18 protein-coding genes are annotated in these 22,403 nt (G+C 42.4%); 9 read left to right on the forward strand and 9 right to left on the reverse strand.

Annotation, left to right across the window (positions count from 1 at the left end):
• Positions 1 to 341: hypothetical protein (locus JHJ32_RS21885; RefSeq protein WP_200122708.1), on the forward strand; the 341-nt coding region annotated here is incomplete at its 5' end.
• 47 nt (positions 342 to 388) lie between these two features.
• Here JHJ32_RS21885 and JHJ32_RS21890 read toward each other — a convergent pair.
• From JHJ32_RS21890 to JHJ32_RS21900, 3 genes are read right to left on the reverse strand one after another with little or no spacing between them, the layout of a single operon-like run.
• Positions 389 to 1,735 carry a RagB/SusD family nutrient uptake outer membrane protein gene (locus JHJ32_RS21890; RefSeq protein ID WP_200122710.1) on the reverse strand — a complete coding sequence of 449 codons (1,347 nt, stop codon included), beginning with the start codon at positions 1,733 to 1,735 and terminating at the stop codon, positions 389 to 391.
• Positions 1,736 to 1,780: 45 nt separating this feature from the next.
• The gene (locus JHJ32_RS21895) at positions 1,781 to 4,969 is read right to left on the reverse strand and encodes a SusC/RagA family TonB-linked outer membrane protein (protein WP_200122721.1); all 3,189 of its coding nucleotides are present in this window, start codon (positions 4,967 to 4,969) and stop codon (positions 1,781 to 1,783) included.
• Between the two features lie 12 nt (positions 4,970 to 4,981).
• Positions 4,982 to 6,712 carry a TlpA disulfide reductase family protein gene (locus tag JHJ32_RS21900; RefSeq protein ID WP_200122723.1) on the reverse strand — a complete coding sequence of 577 codons (1,731 nt, stop codon included), beginning with the start codon at positions 6,710 to 6,712 and terminating at the stop codon, positions 4,982 to 4,984.
• A gap of 795 nt (positions 6,713 to 7,507) precedes the next feature.
• On the opposite strand from JHJ32_RS21900, the gene JHJ32_RS21905 reads away from it, so the two are divergent.
• The 8 genes from JHJ32_RS21905 to JHJ32_RS21945 all read left to right on the forward strand — a co-directional run bounded on the left by JHJ32_RS21905 (position 7,508) and on the right by JHJ32_RS21945 (position 14,165).
• Positions 7,508 to 7,996, forward strand: coding sequence for a hypothetical protein (locus tag JHJ32_RS21905; protein WP_200122725.1), 489 nt, complete (start codon positions 7,508 to 7,510; stop codon positions 7,994 to 7,996).
• A gap of 95 nt (positions 7,997 to 8,091) precedes the next feature.
• Entirely contained in the window at positions 8,092 to 8,553 is a 462-nt protein-coding gene (locus JHJ32_RS21910) for a hypothetical protein (RefSeq protein WP_233632803.1), read from the forward strand.
• Positions 8,554 to 8,656: 103 nt separating this feature from the next.
• Entirely contained in the window at positions 8,657 to 9,235 is a 579-nt protein-coding gene (locus tag JHJ32_RS21915) for an ORF6N domain-containing protein (protein WP_233632804.1), read from the forward strand.
• 401 nt (positions 9,236 to 9,636) lie between these two features.
• Entirely contained in the window at positions 9,637 to 9,810 is a 174-nt protein-coding gene (locus JHJ32_RS21920; RefSeq protein ID WP_200122729.1) for a hypothetical protein, read from the forward strand.
• A 10-nt stretch (positions 9,811 to 9,820) separates the two neighbouring features.
• The gene (locus JHJ32_RS21925; RefSeq protein WP_200122730.1) at positions 9,821 to 10,348 is read left to right on the forward strand and encodes a DUF4943 family protein; all 528 of its coding nucleotides are present in this window, start codon (positions 9,821 to 9,823) and stop codon (positions 10,346 to 10,348) included.
• A gap of 10 nt (positions 10,349 to 10,358) precedes the next feature.
• Positions 10,359 to 10,520, forward strand: coding sequence for a hypothetical protein (locus JHJ32_RS21930; RefSeq protein ID WP_200122732.1), 162 nt, complete (start codon positions 10,359 to 10,361; stop codon positions 10,518 to 10,520).
• 292 nt (positions 10,521 to 10,812) lie between these two features.
• A complete protein-coding gene (locus JHJ32_RS21940; RefSeq protein ID WP_200122736.1) occupies positions 10,813 to 11,700 on the forward strand; it encodes a hypothetical protein in 888 nt (295 codons plus the stop codon).
• A 29-nt stretch (positions 11,701 to 11,729) separates the two neighbouring features.
• Entirely contained in the window at positions 11,730 to 14,165 is a 2,436-nt protein-coding gene (locus JHJ32_RS21945) for a hypothetical protein (RefSeq protein ID WP_200122738.1), read from the forward strand.
• Between the two features lie 20 nt (positions 14,166 to 14,185).
• Here the strand turns inward: JHJ32_RS21945 and JHJ32_RS21950 are convergent, their stop codons facing one another.
• From JHJ32_RS21950 to JHJ32_RS21975, 6 genes are read right to left on the reverse strand one after another with little or no spacing between them, the layout of a single operon-like run.
• Positions 14,186 to 15,283, reverse strand: a complete 1,098-nt coding sequence (locus JHJ32_RS21950) for a hypothetical protein (RefSeq protein ID WP_200122740.1) — start codon at positions 15,281 to 15,283, stop codon at positions 14,186 to 14,188.
• Between the two features lie 9 nt (positions 15,284 to 15,292).
• Positions 15,293 to 15,910 (reverse strand): hypothetical protein, encoded by a 618-nt coding sequence (locus tag JHJ32_RS21955; RefSeq protein ID WP_200122742.1) that lies wholly within the window; start codon positions 15,908 to 15,910, stop codon positions 15,293 to 15,295.
• 5 nt (positions 15,911 to 15,915) lie between these two features.
• Positions 15,916 to 17,013: a hypothetical protein gene (locus tag JHJ32_RS21960; RefSeq protein WP_200122744.1), complete on the reverse strand. Its 1,098-nt coding sequence runs from the start codon at positions 17,011 to 17,013 to the stop codon at positions 15,916 to 15,918.
• Positions 17,014 to 18,123, reverse strand: coding sequence for a phosphoadenosine phosphosulfate reductase family protein (locus JHJ32_RS21965; RefSeq protein ID WP_200122746.1), 1,110 nt, complete (start codon positions 18,121 to 18,123; stop codon positions 17,014 to 17,016). It abuts the gene before it with no gap.
• On the reverse strand, positions 18,116 to 21,367 hold the full coding sequence (locus JHJ32_RS21970; protein WP_200122748.1) for an ATP-binding protein: 3,252 nt from the start codon (positions 21,365 to 21,367) through the stop codon (positions 18,116 to 18,118). The genes JHJ32_RS21965 and JHJ32_RS21970 overlap by 8 nt, the downstream gene beginning before the upstream one ends.
• Positions 21,354 to 22,217 carry a DUF4007 family protein gene (locus tag JHJ32_RS21975; RefSeq protein WP_200122750.1) on the reverse strand — a complete coding sequence of 288 codons (864 nt, stop codon included), beginning with the start codon at positions 22,215 to 22,217 and terminating at the stop codon, positions 21,354 to 21,356. The genes JHJ32_RS21970 and JHJ32_RS21975 overlap by 14 nt, the downstream gene beginning before the upstream one ends.
• Positions 22,218 to 22,403 lie beyond the last annotated feature (186 nt).

The raw sequence follows: 22,403 nt of genomic DNA on the forward strand, positions 1-22,403 counted from the left end.
CTTTAAAGCCTATGGTTTTTAAAAAAGTAGTTGGTTTATTTATGGTGGCAGTGATGATGGCCAGCACAACGCTCTCCATTGCAAAAGTGATGTGGAAGAAAAGTGTGCAAAATGGCAGCCAAAACCAGGAGTGGATTTTTGATGGAAATGACCCACTTGATCCCGCTCACTATCAGCAAAATGACACCGGTGAGTCTCTGGAGGACATGTGCGAGGGTGGCGCAACGCTTTGCGGCGTGATCGCACCTGAAGGAAGCGAGGGGCCGGATTTATCAGATCCTGGATTGCAAAATAGAATCCAGAATCCGGGTAATTACAGCGATGTATTTTTCCAACCCTAATGGCCGGTTATGACAATATGGTCGCCCAAAGCGGGCGACCTATTGTTTTACCTTGGGTTTTGGGCCATGCCCGTGATTTGCACGACTTCAAACGGAATCAGCCAAGTGTATCTCGCATCGTTCGGTTCCAGTATGTATTCCTCGCCGTTTATCCGGCGGATCAGACGTTCTTCATGTCGCCCTTCTTTATTCAGCCGCCTTAAATCCATCCATCGGATACCACCGCGAAAAGCAAGTTCTTTTCTTCTTTCGATGAGTATCCTGTCAAGGGCATCATGTCCTTCTGCAAAGGAGAGCTCATGAAAAGCGTCGGTGCTGATCCGGTTGCGGAGCAACATGTTTAAATCCCGTACACCTTCATCGATTCTTCCCATCCTGACCAGGCATTCTGCACGGGTCAGCAATATTTCATCTGTAGCTATCCCGGCGAACGAGGGGCCACTTACCGAGCCTGAATAGTCTCCGTAAAACCCAGTGACGCCCGCATTGTTGGTGTGGTAAAACAATTGCTTCCTTAAATCTGCTTCGTCATACAAGCTGTACAGGTTTGAATCTACCCGCGCGGTGCTGTTAAACAGCGGTATCGAAAAAAACCGTGCATGGTAGATCACTTCAGCGTTTAGTGGCTCGAAAGGGTTGCTTTTGGTACTGTCCAGCTGGTTGTAATCCAGAAGCGCATTATGGATGGCGAGACACGAATCCGCATATAAGAAGGCGGACTCATAGTCGCGCATGGCAAGATATGTACGGCTTAATGCTGCGTAAGCGGCTGCTTTGCCGGGTCTGGTTTTGTACGCTGATGCATCAGGCAATAATTGCACGGCTGCATTCAGGTCGCTGATAATCTGCCTATAGGTTTCCGTAACCGTAGACCTGTAGGAAACGTCATTGATATCCGGTGTCAACCGCAAAGGGATGCCCAATGGCGTATTTTGATCATCGGCACCGAAAGGAGGAGAGAAGAGCTGCGCGAGCTGGCAAAACATCCATCCACGCAGAAAATACGCTTCTCCCTTAATCCGGTCTATATCGCCCGTTTTGCCGTCAATGCCGTCCATATCCCCGGCAGCCTCCAGCACCACATTGGCATCGAATATCCGTTGATAATTGAGGTACCAGTTGTTGGTTGCCGGAGGCAAATCAGCGAGCCAACTGTAGTTTGCCCGTATGGTTTCGTTCATGCCATTCCAGGCCCGGTCATCCAGATAATAATAGTCGCTGCCGATGTCGCCTGCATCGGGCAGGTTGCTGTTTCTGGTTTCATTGTCCAGAATGGCCTGCAGGTCCTGAAGGCTATTCGGTATGGCTAGTGCACGATCCGGCTTTTCATTTAAAAACTCCGTGCAGGATGCCGTCAGCAACAGGCAAGTTAAATAATTGAGACTTCTTTTCATTGAATCGAATAAATGTTTTTAGTTTTTTTACTTGGTGCGGTATGCTTAAAAATTTGATGATACGCCAAACGCTATCGTCCTTTGGGGCGCCATTGATGGGAAATCAGGGTCAAGGCCAATGTCGCTGGCCTTCCAGATCAAACCCAGGTTCCGCGCATATAGCGTGAACTTCAGGTTTCCGACGGGTGTACCCGGCATGTGGTAACTGAGATTAATATCCTGCAACCGGATGTGGTCACCTTTGTTTACCAGTATTTCAGAATATGCGTAGAAATTATCCCTACGCGCATCGACAGGATAACGCATGGAAGGCACTTGGGTGTAGCGTTCATCTCCCGGAGCCTTCCATCTCTTAGCAAAGTCCCCATGGCCCCACTCCGTGTTGGGCCGGAGCAATGTACTGTATTGTATGGATTCGGCTCTAAAGAAATAGCCAAGCCGGTATGTTATATTGACGGACAAGGAGAAGTTCTTGTAAGAAAAATCGTTCCTGAGCCCGCCAAATACCTCCGGTATCGCGCTGCCGTGAAAAACAAGATCTTCTAAGCCTTCAGGCTGTGTAAGCCTCAAATAATCCGTCGACGGCTGGCCATCCAGATAGCCCCGAGGGTCACCGTTAGCCGGGTCCAATCCAGCCCACCGGTAGCTGAATACACTGTTAACCGGATAACCCACCGCGGGGACAATGGTATTGTCCGATGCCAGGTAGGAAGCGATGCTATAGCCGTCATACAGGTATTCAGAGACTGTGTTTGTGTTGTAGGAAATAAAAGCATTTGTGTTCCAACTGAGTTTTCCGACCGTATTTTGCGTAGCGATGCTGATGTCCATTCCATGGGTCAACAGTGAAGCACTGTTGGTACTTGACGTCATGAAACCCGTCGTCAGGTCCGCGTTTACCGCGCCGATCAGGTCCTCAGATTTTTTCCGGTAATACTCAAGGTTTGTTGTTATGCGGTTGTTTCTGCTGGCTATTTCAGCTCTCACATTCAATTGGCTCACATTTTCCCACCGTAGCAGCGGGTTCGGCGGGTTTTGGATTGTCCCATAGGACAGCCTTGCCAGTTGGCTGAGGCTATTACTGTAAATCATGGTCGTCACAGCAGGGATACTGTTATTCACATTGCCGCTATACCCGTAGGTAATGCCCAGAGACAGTCTGGAAAGCATCGGGCTTTTGAAAAAAGGTTCTTTATCGATCCGCCATTTTGCTCCAAGGGACCAGAGCGGCTTCCATTTGTTATTGGTCTCCACGCCGAATAGGTTCGAGGCATCCCTGCGGGCGCTGCCGGATACGATATATTTGTCGTTATAGGCGTAGGCTGCATTGGCGTACAGCGAGACAAACCGGATATCCCTGCCCGAGAAGGCATCCATGTTCGGTATCAACGCATTGGAGGCAAGGCCGTCATAGACAGGATACCTATTGATATAATCAACGGCCTGAGCCGTCATCAGGTCGCTGTCATATCCGTATTGGCGGCCGGTAGCGCCCCTGATCATGGTACTTCTGATTTCTCCACCCACAAGCCCGTTGAGCTTGTGCGGCCCCCACCAGTCAATGTTTGCATTGAATTGGGTCCGCAACGACTGTGCAGAAAGATTGGACATGGAATGGTCAAGCACAGCCCCAAACGGCACGGCATATTCGATATTGTCGCCGTCAAGCTGTGTGAACCTGTTTATTAGGTTGCGGGTGAAGTAGCCTTCCTCGCTTCGTATATGCTGCTGGTTTGTTGTCTGATATTCGTACATATACTTCACTTCGGCGTTGACTGATCTGGCTAAGCGTAGATTTGCACCCAGATTAAACAGCAGATCACGCATGCCCGTGGTATTGTCGGCAAGACGAACTTCTTCCAACGGGCGGTAATACCAGTCGAGCAGCCTCCCACCGCCAGCCGTATCCACGTAACCCTTCCTATAGTCCTGCTCAATGATGGCAGGCAGGCCGTTTTCATCTACCAGGCGGGCATAGGGGTAGATACCTCTGTTTGCCCCCAGGCGGATTTCTCCGGAATTGTTGTCTGCCGATGAATTAATGGTGTAGGCCAATCCGGCTTGCAGCTCAATGCGATCTGTGGGCTTTATGCCAAGCTGCGATCGCAGATTGATCCGGTCGAAGCTGTTTCTGCGCAGGTTTTCCAGGTTTTTGTCGAATCCGGCCGAAATGAGGTAGTTTGCTTTGCCGGCACCGCCCTTTAGGCTAAGTGCGTACTGTTGGTTTATCGCATTTCGATAGAGATAGTTGGAATAATCCCTTCTAATATCGTTTGCCCGCAGTGCATCAATCGCTGTGCGCGCTTGCTGCGCAGACCATTCGCCACTTCTTTCCTTTTCAAGGATCTCGACCACCGGTGTGATGACCGGCCAAGTACGGCTATTGCCAAGGTTGGCGTCAAATGCCCCCTGTTCAAAAAGAAAAGACTCCATATCGATAAACTCAGCCGGGCTCATCTGGGGCCTGTAAAACAGATCGGGCTTTTCCCTGAGTGTCACATTGGCGTTTAACGACACGGTCATCGGCGTGTTATATCCGCCTTTTTTCGTCGTAATGACCACTACGCCGTTCCCCGCGCGTGCGCCCCAGATTGAAGTTGCAGCGGCATCTTTAAGGAACGTGATGTTTTCGACATCATTGGGATTGATGTTGTCGATGTTTCCTTCATATGGGAAATTATCCAAGACAATCAGTGGAGCGGATACATCGCGCGATGCGGTAAGCGTGCTGATGCCCCTTATGTTGAACCATTGGCTTTGGTCGCCCTGCCGGTGGTTGAACAGTACGCCGGGTACGAGACCATTTAGGCGGCTGATGACATCCGTGCCAATCTGACGATTCAGCAACTTATTGTCCACAGATTCAAAGGAGCCCGTTGCACGCTCCTTGGGAAGGATTTGATATCCCGTATATACATTGACTTCCTGCAGTTCATTGGCAAGCGGGGTCAATTGTACCACATGGTATTGTTCGTATGGGAAATGAAGGGTTTTATCTACCGTGATGTACCCGAGGTGGCTGACCGTCAGCAACAGGCTATCGGCGGCTGGCGCATTAAATTTGAAAAGACCGTCTTTGTCGGTATAGGCGACTATTGTTCTATCGTGTCTTATGATCGCATTTTCCAAAGGGGTTCCATTGTTGTCTGAAACTTTTCCCTGTATCGGATGTTGGGCAAAGCTTATCGTTGCGTGTATGCATAGCAAGATGCCAAGCAATAGGTTGGTGTTCATGAAATGATGAGTTTAGCGGACGTATCCAAGAGGCGTTAGTTTAAGTTCTTCCGTTGGGATCGAGGTTGATGGGTAAGCAAGGACAAACATGTCAATGTTTCGGTATTCTTCTTCCAGTATCAACCCCTGGGCCAGCAATGTGCGCTTTAGGGCATCAAGATCCGTTAAATCGTCGGGGAGATCAAGGTTGATTCTGCCGGTGTATTGGACCTCGTTGATGACCGGAGGCAACATGCAGAAATAGCCCGAGGCGGGGCTTCTACCGTTTAAAATCGCTATCAAGCCCGAGACCGTGCCATTGCGCATGTAATTAATGGCCCCGTTTTCGGATTTTCCGATGTGCCGGCGGTTTGCTGCGTTTTTGCTGTAGCTGTATTGATTGATTACCAGCATTGACTTGGTACTGTCGTTGGACCGAAAGGGTGCACGATTCCACGGTGCTTCAGACAAAATGAGGCATTTCATCCGTCGTTTTTCAATGCCGCTTTTCAGGCCAAAATGAAAATCCAGGTCCAAGCGCATTTTCTCTCGCATTTCCGCTTCGCTTACCGTTATCGGGAATATGGATTCATAGTTGTAGGTGTTTGTGTTTCTCCATTCCAAGCTGTTCAGCGTGCTTGCGCCGTCTGGGGTGGTGTGGGCGAGAAAATTGCCCGGTGTGTCCACAGCCAATATCCGCCTGTTGGGGGTGAACACCAGCGTAGCATGCGTTGTGTATAGCAATGTGGCAGCGTATAGTTGAAGTATGGGCTGCCCCGTGGTATAATATCGTTTTGTACCCTTGAGCGTATCCGACGCTAAATCGCCCGCCGAAACAAAGCCATCGGTAGGCCCCGTTATCGCTGTGTAGTATAGCTTTCCGTGCGTGATGACATCATCATAAGCATGCTTTAATAAAGCCTTTTTGAGGTGAAGCTCTCTTTTCAGCGGAATGTACGGCTGCGCACCCGTGATAAGGTTGGCGATGGTCTCTGCTTTCAGGTAGAGCGGGGATGTGATAGCGTGTACCATGCCCTTTCCGTCTATCACGACAGTATGTGGAATGGTTTTTCTCGGAAAGTACGTGTTTAAAGTAGCTTCAATGATAGTCTTGAAGGATTCCCCTATTTTTTTCTGCATCGGTGACTTCGTATAGAAGCTATTGACATCCACCGCGCGCTGGTAGGTAACCGGCATGACTACCAGATCCTCGTGGTATTGATCTGCTAACTTGTGGAGATCGGGAAATGAGGCTATGCAGGCCGTGCACCAAGTAGCCCAAAAGTCAAGAATGATGGTTTTCCCACGGTAATCACCAAGTTTGCTGGTTTGCACGCTATTATTTGCCGCTGACCAAATCGGTAGGGGCATATCCCACAATTCTTCGGGTATGGCATCGCCTATTTGCAGCGGTGTGATGCTGTCTGCTGCGATTATTTGGCGGCTATGAGGATAGGCTTGTAAGGAAATACTTATGCTTACCGCCAGCAGGAGCAGTGCCAGTACCCCATTTGCGCGGCCCCGCCCGGGGTGGGCGAGGGCCTGCGCATGGGTCTGCACACATAGTAAAGTCTTCTGGCCGTGGCCTTGTGGATTAGACGAAGAAAGTGCGCCATTTGTTACAGCGTTTTCCTGTTGCACGGCAAGGCCCGCTTTGGCACGGCTTATTGCCCGCCGAATGGCTATGTGGAATGGCCTTTGGCCGAATTGTATTTGTATCTTGGAAAGGGCAAAGCACTTCCCATAGCGTAAAATTCGCTTCATTTGTTCATTGGTTATTAGTGTTTTATGAATTTTTTGTTTAAAAAACCGACCGCTGGGCCAATGAAAAATTCAGCGAAAATTTGGAGGTAAAGAAGTAAGACACTACCTTTAGGGTGAACAAAACCAATAAGCAGACATCTACTCCGTGACCTAGACAAACAAAACGCGGTTTTCTTGGCTTGGGGTCGGTGTCACCGGGAAGTGGCCATTGGCATTTTTGATGCCTTCGGCAACGAAGGCTTTTCGCCCTTGTTGTTTACACGCCCAGCGTTTATTGGCTCCAGCCCTATTCGGGTGGGCAGATAAGGTTTTTTGAGAAGAGTTTGCGGGATGCTATGCGCCCCCGTGAGGTAAGGCAAATTCGGTTGGGTTCTGCAACGAGGTTGCGAGAGTGGTTAGTTTTTAGGGTTAGTTGTCTCGTTTTCATGATCGATGATTTATGAAAACGATGTCTACGGGTGTCCACGCTGAAAACCAGCAGGAACGGCCTTGCTCCTTCTAATTCGGAGGAAATCCGCCAGGAAACCTCTCAACAAAATCTGTTGGCCCTTAGAAGTACAAACGCAAATGCCGCCCTTACTGGTGTATATGCAAAGATATAACTTCCAGTAATAGATGGGCGACCTTACGGTACTCTCTCGGGCAAATTTGGCGGATTTTTCCGAAAAGAGAGACATCGTCTATAGTTGCGGATTTTTCCACAACTTGATTGTCGCTGCTTTTAATAAGTCAAATGTAGGAATTTAATCTGGGATTTGGAAATATTTTAACCAAAACTCGTATAAAAGTTTATTTATGGATACAGCTTTAGGGAAATATTTAGAAAAATTAAAATCGAATAAATCAAAAGTCTCACGTATAACTGGAATTTCAACAGATCGAATTAATGCGCTATGTCATGAGGAAACGGCCATTTTATATGCGGATGAACTTTATCCTATTGTTTACGTTTCAAATCATGAGGCCGGCCTCGATGAAGAAAGTTTTAATGAATCCATCGATGAAATATTTCCCGATCGTGAACCAATAAATCTTTTGGAAAACCTAAAAGAAGCATCTCCTGCAGGTAAGCTTTTTGGAACGTATACTCAACCGAGAAAGGGAGTTGAAACAAAACTGGGCATGGCCAATGGAAAGATTTCAAAGTATCTAAGCGATAAAGAAAAAAGGGCGACGGCAGAAGAAGTGATTCGTTTTTCGGACGGGATGAAAATGAATCTATTAGACGTATTCAAAGAATATTACGGAGAAATTTCATTGGCGAGTGAAAGAGACGAAATATAATTTTTTCTTCGCACATCATTGTCAAGCAATTAAATGCAAATATAATATATGGTTTCTTTAATTCAAAATTTTAAAACGAAGAAACTTAAATTTTGATGGAGCATAGGATAGACAAATACATCTTGGAAAGGCTGGAAGAACTTAACTGGTTCGATAAAACCTTGGTAGATAAGTCAGAGATTTCAAAAGGTCAGATTAGCAAACTGAAAAAAGGTCTGGTCGAGCGGCTTACGGCAGAAACTTTTTACAAAATTTACACTGCATTTGGAGATCTTTGTTCCAAGGCTTCTAAAATTGTTTACCCTACACTTGACTTTAAGATAAACAAATATGTCGCTCCCGAGCGGAGTGACTTTGGTCAATTCATGCTGCAGTTTGAAGAAAGCAAAAATTCTCCAGAGGAGGTTGCGACTAAAACAGGAATCGACGATGAAAGAATAAAGGAAATATATTTCCGCAGGGGAGCACTCGAAGCGTACGAACTATTACTTATTGAAAAGGCGGTAGGGAAAAATCCGGGGGAGTTATTTGAGGCGTTCTTTGGGCAAAAGAAGTAAGAATATAACAGAGATTTACTAACTGATTATAAACTAACGGGGTGTCACAGATTGTGATACTTATTTAAGATCACAATTTGTGACCTCCAATAAAAAAAAGCCTATGGCTAAGACCAAACCAGAAAACAATAAGATAACAATAGCGGATGAGGTGGTGATGAACCAAATCTATTACATCAGGGGACAAAAAGTGATGTTGGATAGAGATCTAGCCTCGCTATATGGGGTCGAAACAAGGGTGCTGAAGCAAGCGGTAAGACGGAATATTGATAGGTTCCCTGAGGATTTTATGTTTGAAGTGTCCGAGGACGAACTCAATTTGATGGTATCACAATTTGTGATACCAGATAAGAAAGTATTTGGAGGAGCCAAACCTTTTGCATTTACCGAGCAGGGCGTGGCAATGTTGTCGAGCGTTCTTAACAGCAAGCAGGCAATATATATCAACATACAGATCATGCGTGTCTTCACCCGTATCCGTCAAATGCTTGCTGATAATACGGAGCTTCGTTTGGAGATTGCAGGGATAAAAAGCGCAGTTGAGAAAATCAGCAAGAAGCAGGATGGACAGGACAAGAATATAGAGTTGATATTTGAATATATTGACAGATTGCAAGAGAAAGCGGAACAGCCCATTCCGGAAAGAAGAGCGATAGGGTTTGAGATAGGGAAGAAGAAATAATTGATCTGAATTGGTAAAACTGCGACAGGCGTCGCAGATTTTTTGCAAGGGGCACTTGTAAAATACAGATTAACAGGAAATGGCAAGTAAAAATGACTAAGTATGTAAAGGTTTAAATAGGGCGGGAGCCTGATAGGTAAGATTTGGCACACGCGTGTGCCAAATTGGAATAGTCTAATATACTGTTACTTACCTGTGTTTCTGAGCAAGAACAACGGTGGGTAGTACTACATGATATGATCCCGTTGATGGTATGTAAAATCACAATTCGTGACCTTCATTTGGACAAACAATATGGATTTGAAACATTCGTCGAGAATTTAAATTTTGGACAACGAAAAGAGTTGTACTGCCTTCTACGGGATGAATTTGAGACACCTGGGTACAAGAAAGACGGGAATATGACTGTCAAAGAATGGATGACCAGAATCGATAAAGAAGAAATGCCCAAAAAGTTATACGATTTTCTTGCAAAAGATACGGAAAAACTGATTGCAGAAATAGATATCATGGAAGTAGCTAAAGCTGCCGGCAAAAAGGCAACTATTGAATTCTATGGATTACGTGGATGCTGAATACCCGAAAATGAAATACATATATATAGTAATGCTGCTGGTGGCCGTTGCCTGTAACAAAAATGAACCGGACATGGTGGAAAAGTTTGTGCAGGAGGTGAAGGCGGAACGCTTTCAGGACATGACGTTACCTGCTTTTAACGTATCCCACATCGAGACGTTAATGAATCATGCTTCGGGCGCCCAAGTGGTGTCTAACTATCCTCGGCCTATGCACTCATCCTATTATGGAGGTCCCGTTGAGGTCGGATTGGTGATGCTTTATGCCATTGAAGCCGTCAGACTGCAAGTCGACTGGCCGTCTTTAGCCGTCCGGGTGTTTGACGAGCACGACCTGAGTCGCGAGGTACCACTTGGCGAAGTGCTGCCGCATTACAACCGTTGGTGGGCTGCGAACAAAGGTAAAAACGCTGCGGAACTTAAACTGACCGACCCGCTTGAAAACAGTGGATTGACCTGGCAGATATATACGAAGCGGAATAGGATGGTGGTATTACAATTAGATGCAAAGAACGTACTATATGGCAACTATACTTAGATTGACGTAATTGAAAGCAGAAGAATCCGTACGGGTGAACTTTGATAATGTGGCATTTTACAAAGCCAAGGGTGAACACACAGAGATTACGTTCGTATCACCGAAATACCATGAGCATATGCTCACGGTAAAGGAGTCGCTGGAACAGGTGGATAGGTTGTTGGTGATATAGCAGTTGACAACTATAGTTTTAACACAAGTAGACAAAAAAACATGAAAAATACGCTAACATTACACGAGGCAATTGGAAAGGTTTTGATGATTAAAAAAGATAAGACCGCAATATACGGCGAGATAGCATGTGATATTGAAGAACAGAACCTTTATCAAAATAGGAAGGGAAGTATATCTCTTGCGAAACAAATTTATTTAGGATCATCAATTGCTTCTAGCAAATATCGGGGAACTTGGTTTGAAGTTGTTGACGACAATTCAGTCCGATTGATAAGATAAGACTCATCAGTATGGATTTGCTGGCTCTTAAAACGTATATAAACGACCATCGCCATTCTATCGCATTTATTATCGGAAACGGAATTAATCGCTTTAATAACAGTGCCGGTTTGTCGTGGGACGCATTGCTCGTTCATTTGTGGCATAGGGTTACTACAGAAACCCTACAAATTCGTCCAAACGGTATATCCGTGACGGAGTTTTATGACGTGTTAGAGCTATTAAATAATAATCAAGAGGTCGACCTTCATAAAGAAGTCGCGAATCTTCTTGGGGGTTGGACTCCTCTGATACATCACCAACATGTAGTCAATAAGATAAAGGAGTGGAACGCCCCTATCTTAACTACCAACTACGATGAAACCTTGAGAGAAACAGGTAACTTTCAACTATTTCATTTGAAGTGGACAAATGACTTTTATCCATGGAGTTCCTATCACGGCTCGTTAGCCCTTGCCAATCCACTAAGTGGATTTGGAATTTGGTATATAAATGGCCTACGCAAATATCACAGAAGTATTCGTTTAGGACTTTCCGATTACATGGGAAGTGTAGAAAGAGCTAGAAGGCTAATCCATAGTGGCGATGACCGATTGTTTAATGGGAAAGCGCAATACCATTGGAAAGGAAGGAATACATGGCTACATATTATATTCAATAAATCTTTGATAATATTTGGGCTAGGCTTGGAGGAAAATGAAACCTTTCTCAGATGGCTACTAATCGAGAGGAAAAGATACTTCAAAGAATTTCAAGATAGATCGTTCTTGGGTTGGTATATGCATGTTAACGAACGTGGGACGATATCAAGTGGAAAGCGCCTTTTTCTAGAGAGTGTTGGAATCGAAGTTATTGAAGTTGATACTGATTTAAGACTATACAGTTACTTATGGGAATAACTTGTTGTTGGAATAGTAAATTATGAGTTATGGATACACATAGAAAATTATTTAAAGATATTTTTCAATGTCATACAGAGGAAGAGATAGATATTTGCATAGGAAGTCAATTTGAGATCTTTCAACAAAAAAATTGGTTTCCTTTGGGTGGGAATGAAAATAATTATGGAGTCATTGAAAACCAACAAGCGTCACCTATTGCGGCTTTAATAGAAAAAATTACCAACTCTATTGATGCTACACTTATGCGTAAGTGTTATGAGGCTGGAATCGATCCAAAATCCGCAGATGCCCCTAAGAGCATGGACGAAGCTCGCGAACGCTTCTTCCCAGATTACAAAAATTGGGATTTGACCGGCCCTCGTAAGTTACAGGCTAAACATATCCAAATTCTTGCTGATGGCCCAAAGCTGAATTCAAGTATTACCATATACGATAATGGTGAAGGGCAACATCCGGAAGACTTAGAAAGTACATTCCTATCGTTGCTCAGAGGTAATAAAAATGAAATCCACTTCGTACAAGGAAAGTATAATATGGGTGGTAGTGGGGCTATCATATTCTGTGGCAAGAAAGGATATCAACTGATTGGGTCGAGAAAATTTGACAAGACAGGTGATTTTGGGTTTACGTTAATTAGAGAACACCCGTTAACCAAAGAAGAGGAAGGAAGAAAGAAAAATACGTGGTATGAGTATTTGAAGATTGATGGTAAGATCCCATCCTTTAAAATTGACAAGCTTGATTTGAATCTATATGATACCCTGTTTGAGACAGGTTCAATCGTCAAACTTTATTCATATACACTCCCTGAAGGTAGCCGCTCCGTAATTTCGCGTGATTTGAATCAAAGCCTTAATGAGTTTTTGTTTAATCCCGCTCTGCCGATTTTGACCGTGGATCGGAAATATCGTTACCCCAAAGACATTAACTTAGAACGTGACTTATATGGTTTGCAGCGGCGCTTAGAGCAAGATGAAAATAAATATATAGAAGACTATTTTTCAGAAACGTTTCAAGAGGATCCATTCGGCCCCTTTAAAGTGACATGCTATGTGTTTAGATCAAGAATTGATGGAAAGAACATAAAAGAGACAAAAGAAACAATCCAAAGCGAGTTCTTTAAAAATAATATGTCCGTTTTGTTTTCGCTCAATGGACAGGTACATGGCAGTTATACCTATGAGTTCATTACTCGGTCGTTGAAATTTAACTTACTCAAACACCACCTCCTCATACATGTTGATTGTACCAATATGCATTACAATTTTCGGAAAGAGTTATTTATGGCATCTCGAGATCGATTAAAAGATGGTGGTGATACGGCCCTTTTAAGAAAATTTCTCGCAAGCAAATTGGGAAGCAGCAAAGGTAGGTTAGCGGAAATAGAGAAAAAACGTAAAGACTCGATTTCTGTTGACTCAAAGGATACTACTGAAATGCTGAAGTCCTTTTCAAAAAATTTGCCGATGAATAGCGATATGATGAAATTGTTATCGCAAACGTTCAAGTTGGAGCAGCGGTGGAAAGATAAACCTGAAAAGAACGAGAATTTAGGTGGAAAAAAAGTAGTTGAAGAAAGGGAGCCATTCAAGCCAAAGCGTTTTCCTTCTTTCTTCAAAATCAAGGCTGCCAAAAAGGATGGGTTAAATATTATAAATTTGCCAAGAGGACAATATAAGTCAATCAGTTTTCAAACCGATGTGGAAAACCATTACTTCGACAGAGTGGAAGAACCGGGTGATTTGAAAATAGCGCTGGTTTCATATAACCAAAAGAACGAAAGTGATGGCGGCGACTCATCTCCAGGCATAGATAATATTGAGGAGATATTAAATATCGGCCATTCGAGCCCTCATGAGGGAACAATAAGAATTAGCCTAACAGCTAAAAACTCCGTTCATGTGGGTGATGAATTGCAGATGAAAGTAACATTGACAGGTGCCGGAGAAGATTTTGAAGAATTATTTTGGGTGAAGGTGGTTGACCCTAAAGCTCCGAAAGTTCAAGTAGAAAGGAAAGTCGATGATGAGCCCTTTGGCTTGCCTCCTTTCGTGTTGGTTTATAAGGAGAAGAAAGAGGATTATCAAACATGGGACGAGGTAGCCGAAGGGGTCGGTGTCGATATTTCCTACGAGACAGTGATGGTTCCTCAGGTGAGCGACGGCAACCTCGAATCTGTCGTCATTAATATGGACAGTAAAGTATTGAAAGATTTTAAATCACAATGCAAGAGTCAAGAACAGCTTGACGTTGCGGAACGTAAATACATTTCATCGGTGTACTTTCATACTCTATTTCTCTATACGATAACGAAGAATAGGCAGTATAGTATTAAGAGAGGAGAAAATGGAGAGGAACCTGTCGAAGTCGAATCCTACTTGCAGGACTTGTTTTCGAGCTATTATTCTGCATTTATCTTGAATTTTAGCACGAACGATTTATTGCAGGGGATTGGGGATTGAGAATTTATATTAGCAGTTTATCATAAATCATCCTGCTGCTCTACAAAGCCATTGATTACAACGTCGTCAATTTCCGTTAAATCTTTTAACTTTAGGAAATTAATAATAGAGGACATATGTTTATTGATTTCACGGGGAGTAAGATTTCCTAAAGGTAAAATGCTTAAAAGCTTCTTTAGATTTTGCTCACTGATTGGTTGTGGGTTTTGTTTATCGATTCTAACTTCATTCAATAAATCATCAGCATATTGAAAGGCATCGTTGTAGTTAAAATCTTTATATCTAATTTTTCTTGTGATGCGAGACCAAAGTGCTGTACCCAAAATTAGCTCTATCGTAGATTCTTCCCCTTCCGCCAATGTAAAGTTTAAAAAAATTAAAAGATTATCGGATACGTTGTCGTATAAATCCCTAAGAAATTGCGAAAAGGCTTTATAGTGTTTCGTAGGGTAGTAGATAATGTCTTCCATTTCGTCAAACCAAATGACCAATCTGCCTTTTTGTCGTCCTTGGCTTATCGCAAAACAAGACAGAAGCCCAGTAAGGAATTTTATTAAATCACTATCTGTTTTAATGGGTTTGGCTAGTCCCAAAGATCTCATCTCCGACGCTGTTAATGTCCCTGTATACAAAAAACGATTCATTAGGCCTTGGATATCTTCATCATCAGAACCTATTGTTATAATAGCCTTTGCGTACTCAACACCTGCTTTAGAGGACAAATACCGTAACAGATTTTGTTCAGTAAAATTTTTCTTTAACGATTTAACTCTTTCTGCAATAGCCTCGAATGTTAATTCATCGATGATAGCATTAAATATTTCTCGAGCTAATTTACTGCCGTCTTTAGGCGATCGTAAATACACTTGTGTAATATTATTTTTCTTATTGCTGTATTTGTCCAAAAAATAATAAGCACTAAAGGTTTTGCCTCCACCATAAGGGCCCCAGTTTAAAATAAGCTGTTTTGTGTTGGAACTCAAACACGACTCATAACAATCTTGAATTTTCTCCTTAACAGATGTCATCCCAGCCCAAAAATAGCCGTGCCTATCTCTCGAAGGAGTAGTGTCGCTAAAGGGATTACGTTTAAGATTGATATCTCTTAATGATTTCATAGAATACCTTTAATTGTATAAACGGCCTATTTTTTCTAATTTGTCGTTGATTTCCTTCAATTGTTTCTGCAAAGCTACGGTCATTTCTTCGCTGCTCCCCTCCTCAATCTTGGTAATCGCATTCAAATCTCTTACCAATTCGATAGCAATATCCTTCGAAGGAATTACTTTCATGGCGTACAAATATAGTATTACATCATACGAAGACCAATGTTGTAATCCAGGAAATGCTGAAAACCACTGACCAATAGTACCGTTCATTGCTTTCTTGTCATCAGTTATAAAGACAATTGCTCCCTTTTTGATGTGGTGCAACAAATCTAAAGACACAATAAAATTGTCGACTTCACCTCGGTTCCCTCTTCTCTTCCTTGAAGCTAACGTCTTCCCTAAAATTCTCCGTTGATATTCTGAAACATTCCATTTACGAGGGCGTACCCTCAGTTTAGGATCTTGTATAAATTTAGGCAATCCTTTATCAACGTGATCTAATATTTCTTTATGAACTTCGTGGCTATAATTTAGATTCGTTATTTCAATTAAATGCTTTAAAAGGTTTTTCTGCTGAAATTCCGCATTGCTAAGATAAATACAGCTACAAGTATCAATTATACAATTAAGTCTCATTTCGCTTATAACAAAACCGAAGAAATATAACTTTCATTTATCCTAGCGCCTTTTTTTAGGAAAAGCTTACGGTTGTCTAATTTTATTCCCTGACTAAAGGCAAATATAAGCTCTCCGAAACCCACAATTTTGTTAGCTTTGGTCAAAGCTTGTATACAAATAAATAAAAAACTCTCGAATGCAGGCAACCGAAATGTATTACTGCTTTTTATAGTTGTGAAAGATAACTTAATGGCGTCAATGATAACTTCATCCTCATTAATATTGTTGATTGCAAAGGCGTTACTGTTAAATGCCGAACCAAAAACAGCAAAGAAATTATCTTCAAGCCACTGCCTTGAAACATCTCTCAAATTATTATCAAATTCAGGCAATTGATTAAATAGGTAAGAACCTAAAGAATTACGAGTATATATTGTTGATGCACCATCTTTTCTAATATTTAATAGTCCTAACGACTTTAGCCATTCACACCGTGGTGCTACCATATGCTCTGCATATTTAATTGGGTTTTTCCAGATCATACTAACTTTCAGAAGCTTGGCAGCTATGTTAAATCTTGCACTACCCGTTGAGAAATACCTTTTTTTTTCTAATCTGTCGTTTAGGGCCTGACTAAACTCTTTCTGAAAATCCTTTTGGTTTAATTGATTCCTGTCCTCCAATAGTGTTAAAATTAGTATTAAAGCATCGGCATCAATGTTAAGTAATTGAAATGTGTAGAAAAGCTTTTCAGCCATATTTAGTTCCAAATCGTCGTCGTAAAAGTATGCTAAAACACCTCCAATTCGAGTAGACGAATAAACATTGTTAAATCTCGAGACTAAGCCAAGTGAATCACACAAGTTTAGGTAATGACCAATTGCTGTTGTGGGTCGCCCACCATTGGTTATTTTTCCTCTATTTGAGAAGTATTCTTTATTAATTCGTTCCTTTTCAGCACTCCAATTAACAAGCTTATTAATTAATATATTTTTAGGAATCTGGCTATCTTTCAATTCTTTGACAATTTTCGAACATATTCCCAACTGCCGATTGGTAGTATGAGAGTTGTCAATAAACCTTAAGCCATCGATTTGGAATGTACCGTTTAATGAGGCCATTTATACAAAACAAGCTATGCAACCTTCACTTTCTTCGAAAAGTGTGTCCCGAAGAAATTTTGAATTAATTTTTTCATTTTTCTTCTGCCTCTCTTTGCGCTTTAAATATTCCCGCTTAATCTCAGCTACGCGTTCCGGCTTAGCTAAGTCCGTCAACTTTTCGTCCATCCAAGTACAACCTTCTTGTTCATAAGCTACCGCTTTTGCAAAACGATCCGGATGCTGTTCTAACAACCAGACCCACTCTATTTTTTGTTGAAAGAAGCAAAAATAACAACCAGAACGGCTTCGAGAATATGTACTCCTAATGCCATCTATCTCAAATGGTATAGGTTCATAGTATGCTGGAACGCCAACACCACTCTCACGTAATATCCGGAAAATATCATCCTTAACCAATATGTCTGTATTGCTAATCAAGGGAAAGTCCGATTCCTGCGATAAAGGACGCTCTGTCAATTGAAGAAAACGGTGAACTACATGATTAAATAATACTGTGTCGATATCCAAAAGCAATTTGGCCTTATCCTCAATGGAAAAGAAATCATTTGTCTTCTTATCAAGGATCTCCAAAATTCTTGAAATATTTTGATTTGTTGAATATTCTGTATAGTACTCTTTAACAAGCGCCTTATTGACCTCAGCAAAAACAGTTCTTATAACATCCTTGCTCCAGATATTTTGCCGGAAGGGAAATATCGATTGGATGTTATCTTTTTTTGAAATATAGCCCTCACGATCCTCGTCTCCACGGATACCGACATAAGAAACAACTAAGTCATCACCGACAAAAGCTTCGAAAGGTTCTAATTTGAGCGTTCGCGTACACCACCTCTCATCAGATCGTGGAAGATATCGACCAAAAATCTCGAAATAATGATCAAAAGGATCTTGGTGGCTTTTGTTAGCAGCCTCCAACCGAATAATTTCCTTGCCTAAATAGATTTCTAAATTGTCAATGAGCTGATAAGTTTCATCCAACTCTTTTCCAGTATCAGTAGTGTAGTACTCAATATCCAAACGTGGATAGTTATCCTTCATATAAATGGCTAACGCGGCACTATCTTTACCTCCAGATATTCCCAATACATGCCTTACCTTTTTATTCATCTTGGTTGAGTTGAGTTTTTAACAGCTTTGCTAATATAAGGATATTTAATTTTTTATCCGTCGTCAACAGGTTTTTTAGTTGTTGTTCTGATGCTTCAACTTGGGGTAATAATGTTAATGGGATTTCAATAATTTGTGATATGTGTTCTTTATCAATACCCGTTAATTCTAAACGGAATGCATCTTGAAGATTTTGATCCTTTTTAGCCTGCTCAATTTCTGCAAAATTACTTAACTCTCGATACCATTGACTGAAACGGGAGTATAAGACATCTTCTTCATGGTCAGTGATTTTTTCAAAAGGCTTTCCTAAGACAGCCTGCGCAACAGATTTTAGCCATGCATCTTTATCGTCCAACAGAGAATTTATTCGTAGCAAGAAGGTTTTTAGGTATGATGGCAATAAATAGCTGTTTATAGATTTAAATTTATTTTGGAGATAATTGCGCCATTTGAGAAAATCGGAAGAATCGATGCCTATTATGTGATCTACTACATATTTTTCGTAGCGTTTTAATAGCGCGGTGTAAGATGTCTGTATCTCTTTAATGGCAAATCGTAATCGTTCAAAATAGGCTGCTATTTTTTCTCCGTCGTTCGTTAGTTCACTAATTGTATAACCTAAGGCGAGAGGAAATTCTTCAAAAAATGCTTTTTCTGGATCAGTAGCGTTGAAGATCACTTCACGCAGGTGTTGCGCCTCTTTTGTTATTTTTTTAGTACGTTTTGCGAATTCGGGTAAATCTCTATAAAAAGAGAGGAATGGGATTATTGTATCAACAAAACTTTTATTAGTGATAGTGTTTACATCGGTTTTATTCGCTAACTGTCGATATTGATTGAAAACTGACAAACGCCACCCATCCAAGTCGAATGCTTTTACAGAATAATTCTCTGTTCGTTTAACCACTAAATCTAAGGTGTCCGGACTAAGTTCCGGTACGTATTTTTCATCTTCGTAATAAAGAGCAAACGAATCCCTTTTTGTTAGCAATAATATTGGAAGCAAAAAATCTACAAGGCCCTTTTTGATTTTAAAAGGTTTTGAAAGCAATTTATTTACGAAATCCGATAACGGCCGTTTCACGGATTTTGCGGAATCTAAAAAAAGCAGAAATTCTGTCCATAGCGGTAGGAACGACTTGTCTTCAGGAGGCATTAATTCCCATTTCTCCTCATATTTTCTATGAAACCCCTTGTCTTTTAATAATGACATGTAGATCATCTTGTCGGGAGGGAACAAACGAGTCGGATAGCCAATATCTTCAGCATCTTTATGGTCAATGAGGTTCCTAATTAAATTCTTTCGTGCAGTGGTGATAGCGGCCGACAGTTTGGTCTTGTTGATCATCTCATTAAGATAGCGCGGAGTGCTTGGGTAGGCGTCTTCCGCTATCGTACTTAAAAAATTGTTGAGTGTACGTCGGTTATGGATTTCATCAACTACCCTGCCCTTAAAAACGAAGGTGACGTCTTCTCTGCTCGCAGTATTAAATTTATCCAACACGAAGTATCGAAGTAGATTTTGATGGTGAGCGATGATGTTGTCAAACTCTCGCTTGGCTACGATATCTTGTGTGTGTTCGAGTTTTGCTCGTTTAGCCTTTTCCACACTATGTACTTGATTTCGAATATGCTGAATCTGCTTAAAGTAGACGTAGAGAATCGGAGACGCTACTTTACGCGAAAAGTCGATAAGGTCTTTTTCAGTGCGCTTTGTAGAAAATACAAGGTTGATAAAGCCGTCGCGCTCTCCCACGGGTGTTTCTTCTATCGGTTCATCACTGAGACGTACTTCAAAAAAACGTGGCGTACCCATCTCAATTTGATAGCGCTTGGCGGGAATAACCGGGAAAGTGAAGTAACTGTTGAGATACTGGCTAATGTCTGTGACTTGCTCTACCAAACGACCGGCTTCATCAATGGCTAAATCGATATCCACATCGGTGCCCTCAAACAATACATAGCGATTACTGTAAGCGCGATAGCGAATTAGTTTGTGTGATTCGAGCTTTTTGAGCACGGCCCGAGTCGTTTCTGTCGCAATGTTTCCAGCCAGGCTCAGATACGTGGTCAAAAATTCGTGGTCAATTCGGGCGCCACTGTTCCCTAAAAGATTCAGCAGCCCAATGGTTTTGATGACAACTAAGGCGGCATTAAGGTTTGTGTCAAAGATACTTTCCGCTTTTTCGATATTGTCTCTCATCAAACGCCACGCGCGATGGTCTGGATTATGCTGCGCGGTAAGGGGACTATAATAGTGGTATATTAGATAATCATATACGTGAGGCAGGTAATAAAGCGGTGCATCGGGAGCTTGTATAAATTGATACAGGCCTTGGTAGTCTTGCGCTTCAATGAAGGAGAAGAAAGACCGCTCGTTTTGTCCATAACGCTGTAACCCAATGGTGAGCGCACTGCCTGCTAATAATTCGATAGGTGCGAGTTGTTGGGCCACTTCGGGCGTGAAATAGTCTTTCAACGGGAAGGCCTTTGCCTTTTCGATGGTTTGCAGGAGTTTTTTGAGGGTAGCGGTCTTTGCAGAATATTCAATTTCATTGAGTCGATTGGCAGCAATGAACAACAATTGCTCTGCAGGCTCATTGAATGTGATTTCCTTAAACCGGCCTTTGACCTTTGTCCATTCGTTGCGTTGTTGCTCGGATAGGCCAAAGGCATAAGCGCCAAAGTCTTGGTGAAGTGTGGTGATGAGTAAAATATTGCGTTTAGCGTCATTGGCCAGCTCGGCCAGTTGCTGTACGAAATATATTTCGTCTTGAGGGTTGTGCTTCGCGGCATATTCCAAGAACTTGCCGTATTCATCGATGCGGATGATGAGCGCAGTTTGCTTCTTTTGGAGCTTCTCTGCGTATTGTGTGATGGCTTGAATGACCTCGTCATGGTTGCATTTGAGCTCCTTGGCCAATTCGGATTTCAACGAAGTAAATTCACCGACCAAATCCAGCAGCTGGTTTTTTGGATATCCACGCAGCAAATAATCAAACCGATCAAAGAAGGTTTTGCGACCTGCGGCTGTCTCAGCTAATGCCCACAGAAATGTAGACTTGCCCGAGCCGTACGCACCGATGATGGTAAACGTGCGTGTACCGGTCGCTGCAGATTGTACGATCTGCTCAAATGCTCGCTGACCATTATAGGTAGGGATATAACGCAGGTTTTTTCCGCTGTCGCGTTTAATGTTGACCGAAGGTGAATATTCGTATGCTTGTTTAGTGATTGCCATAATAGTTTCTTAGAATATCCCATTGATTGAGGTTCGGCTGTAATTGCAGCACCGGATTGCCCGCTGTCTCAGTATATATGCCATACGCCGCTGGGATTTGCTTAAGCTGGTCTGCCAGCGCAATTTCGTTGAGTAAGAATACATTACCGAGGGAAGTACGATCGTTTGCCAAAGCAGCCAAGCTAAGGCTTTGCTGGCCGGGATATTGGTCCAATAACACATAAAGTAATGCTTCGATAGGTAGGTCTGCCTTGGGCCCCACGTTGAAGCGATACCAATCGATGAGCTTCCCCGAGTCGTCTATAGTAGAAAAATAAGCGATCAGATTGAGCTCTTGCAACACGTTGGTGTACCCTTCTTCAATGTCAAGAGGATTGGTACTCAGGTAATTATTCAGAAATACTTTAATGTCGCTTTCTAAGGTCTTATCGCTGAACTGTTCGCCGTTTTCTTCAATCTTACGTCTAAGGAAGCGCTCCAAGTGCCCTTTGGTGAAGTCTTGCCGCTCGCGACGAAATTGATTGAAAGCCAAGTGATAGATGCTTGACTTTTCTTGGTTGATAAGTTGATAATGAAGTAGCCAAAGCGTTAGCGTGTCTTCAAGGTAAGTATCTGCCCCGTTTTCGCCGAATAAAAACTCGGCGATAGGAGTGGGGTTATCATTTTCGTCTACTAAGCCGAAAGCCCTAATCCAATGCCTGATGGAGGTGACCATATTTTTACCTACGCCAAGATGCACCACGGCGGCGTCATCTCCAAAGGAATTATCCGTTTGTATATAATCAAGGCCCTTTTTTAACCAGTGCTGTTTACATGCAAAGGTTTCATGGCCGGAAAATGAGTATTTCATTTAAAAATATAATGTTTTCGCCGTGTGATGTCGGCTTTTGATTAGTAAAGTAAGGAAAGTAATACTTTACTTTTACTACATCACACCACTTACTTTTTAGTCTTTTTTATACACGGAAGCTCACCCACAGTCAATACCGAGTTTGCTATACAAACTGTCTTATATCAGGAAATGACACGAAGTCGC

The sequence above is a fragment of the Parapedobacter sp. ISTM3 genome (genome assembly GCF_016533505.1).
In the GTDB taxonomy this organism is placed as follows: domain Bacteria; phylum Bacteroidota; class Bacteroidia; order Sphingobacteriales; family Sphingobacteriaceae; genus Parapedobacter; species Parapedobacter luteus.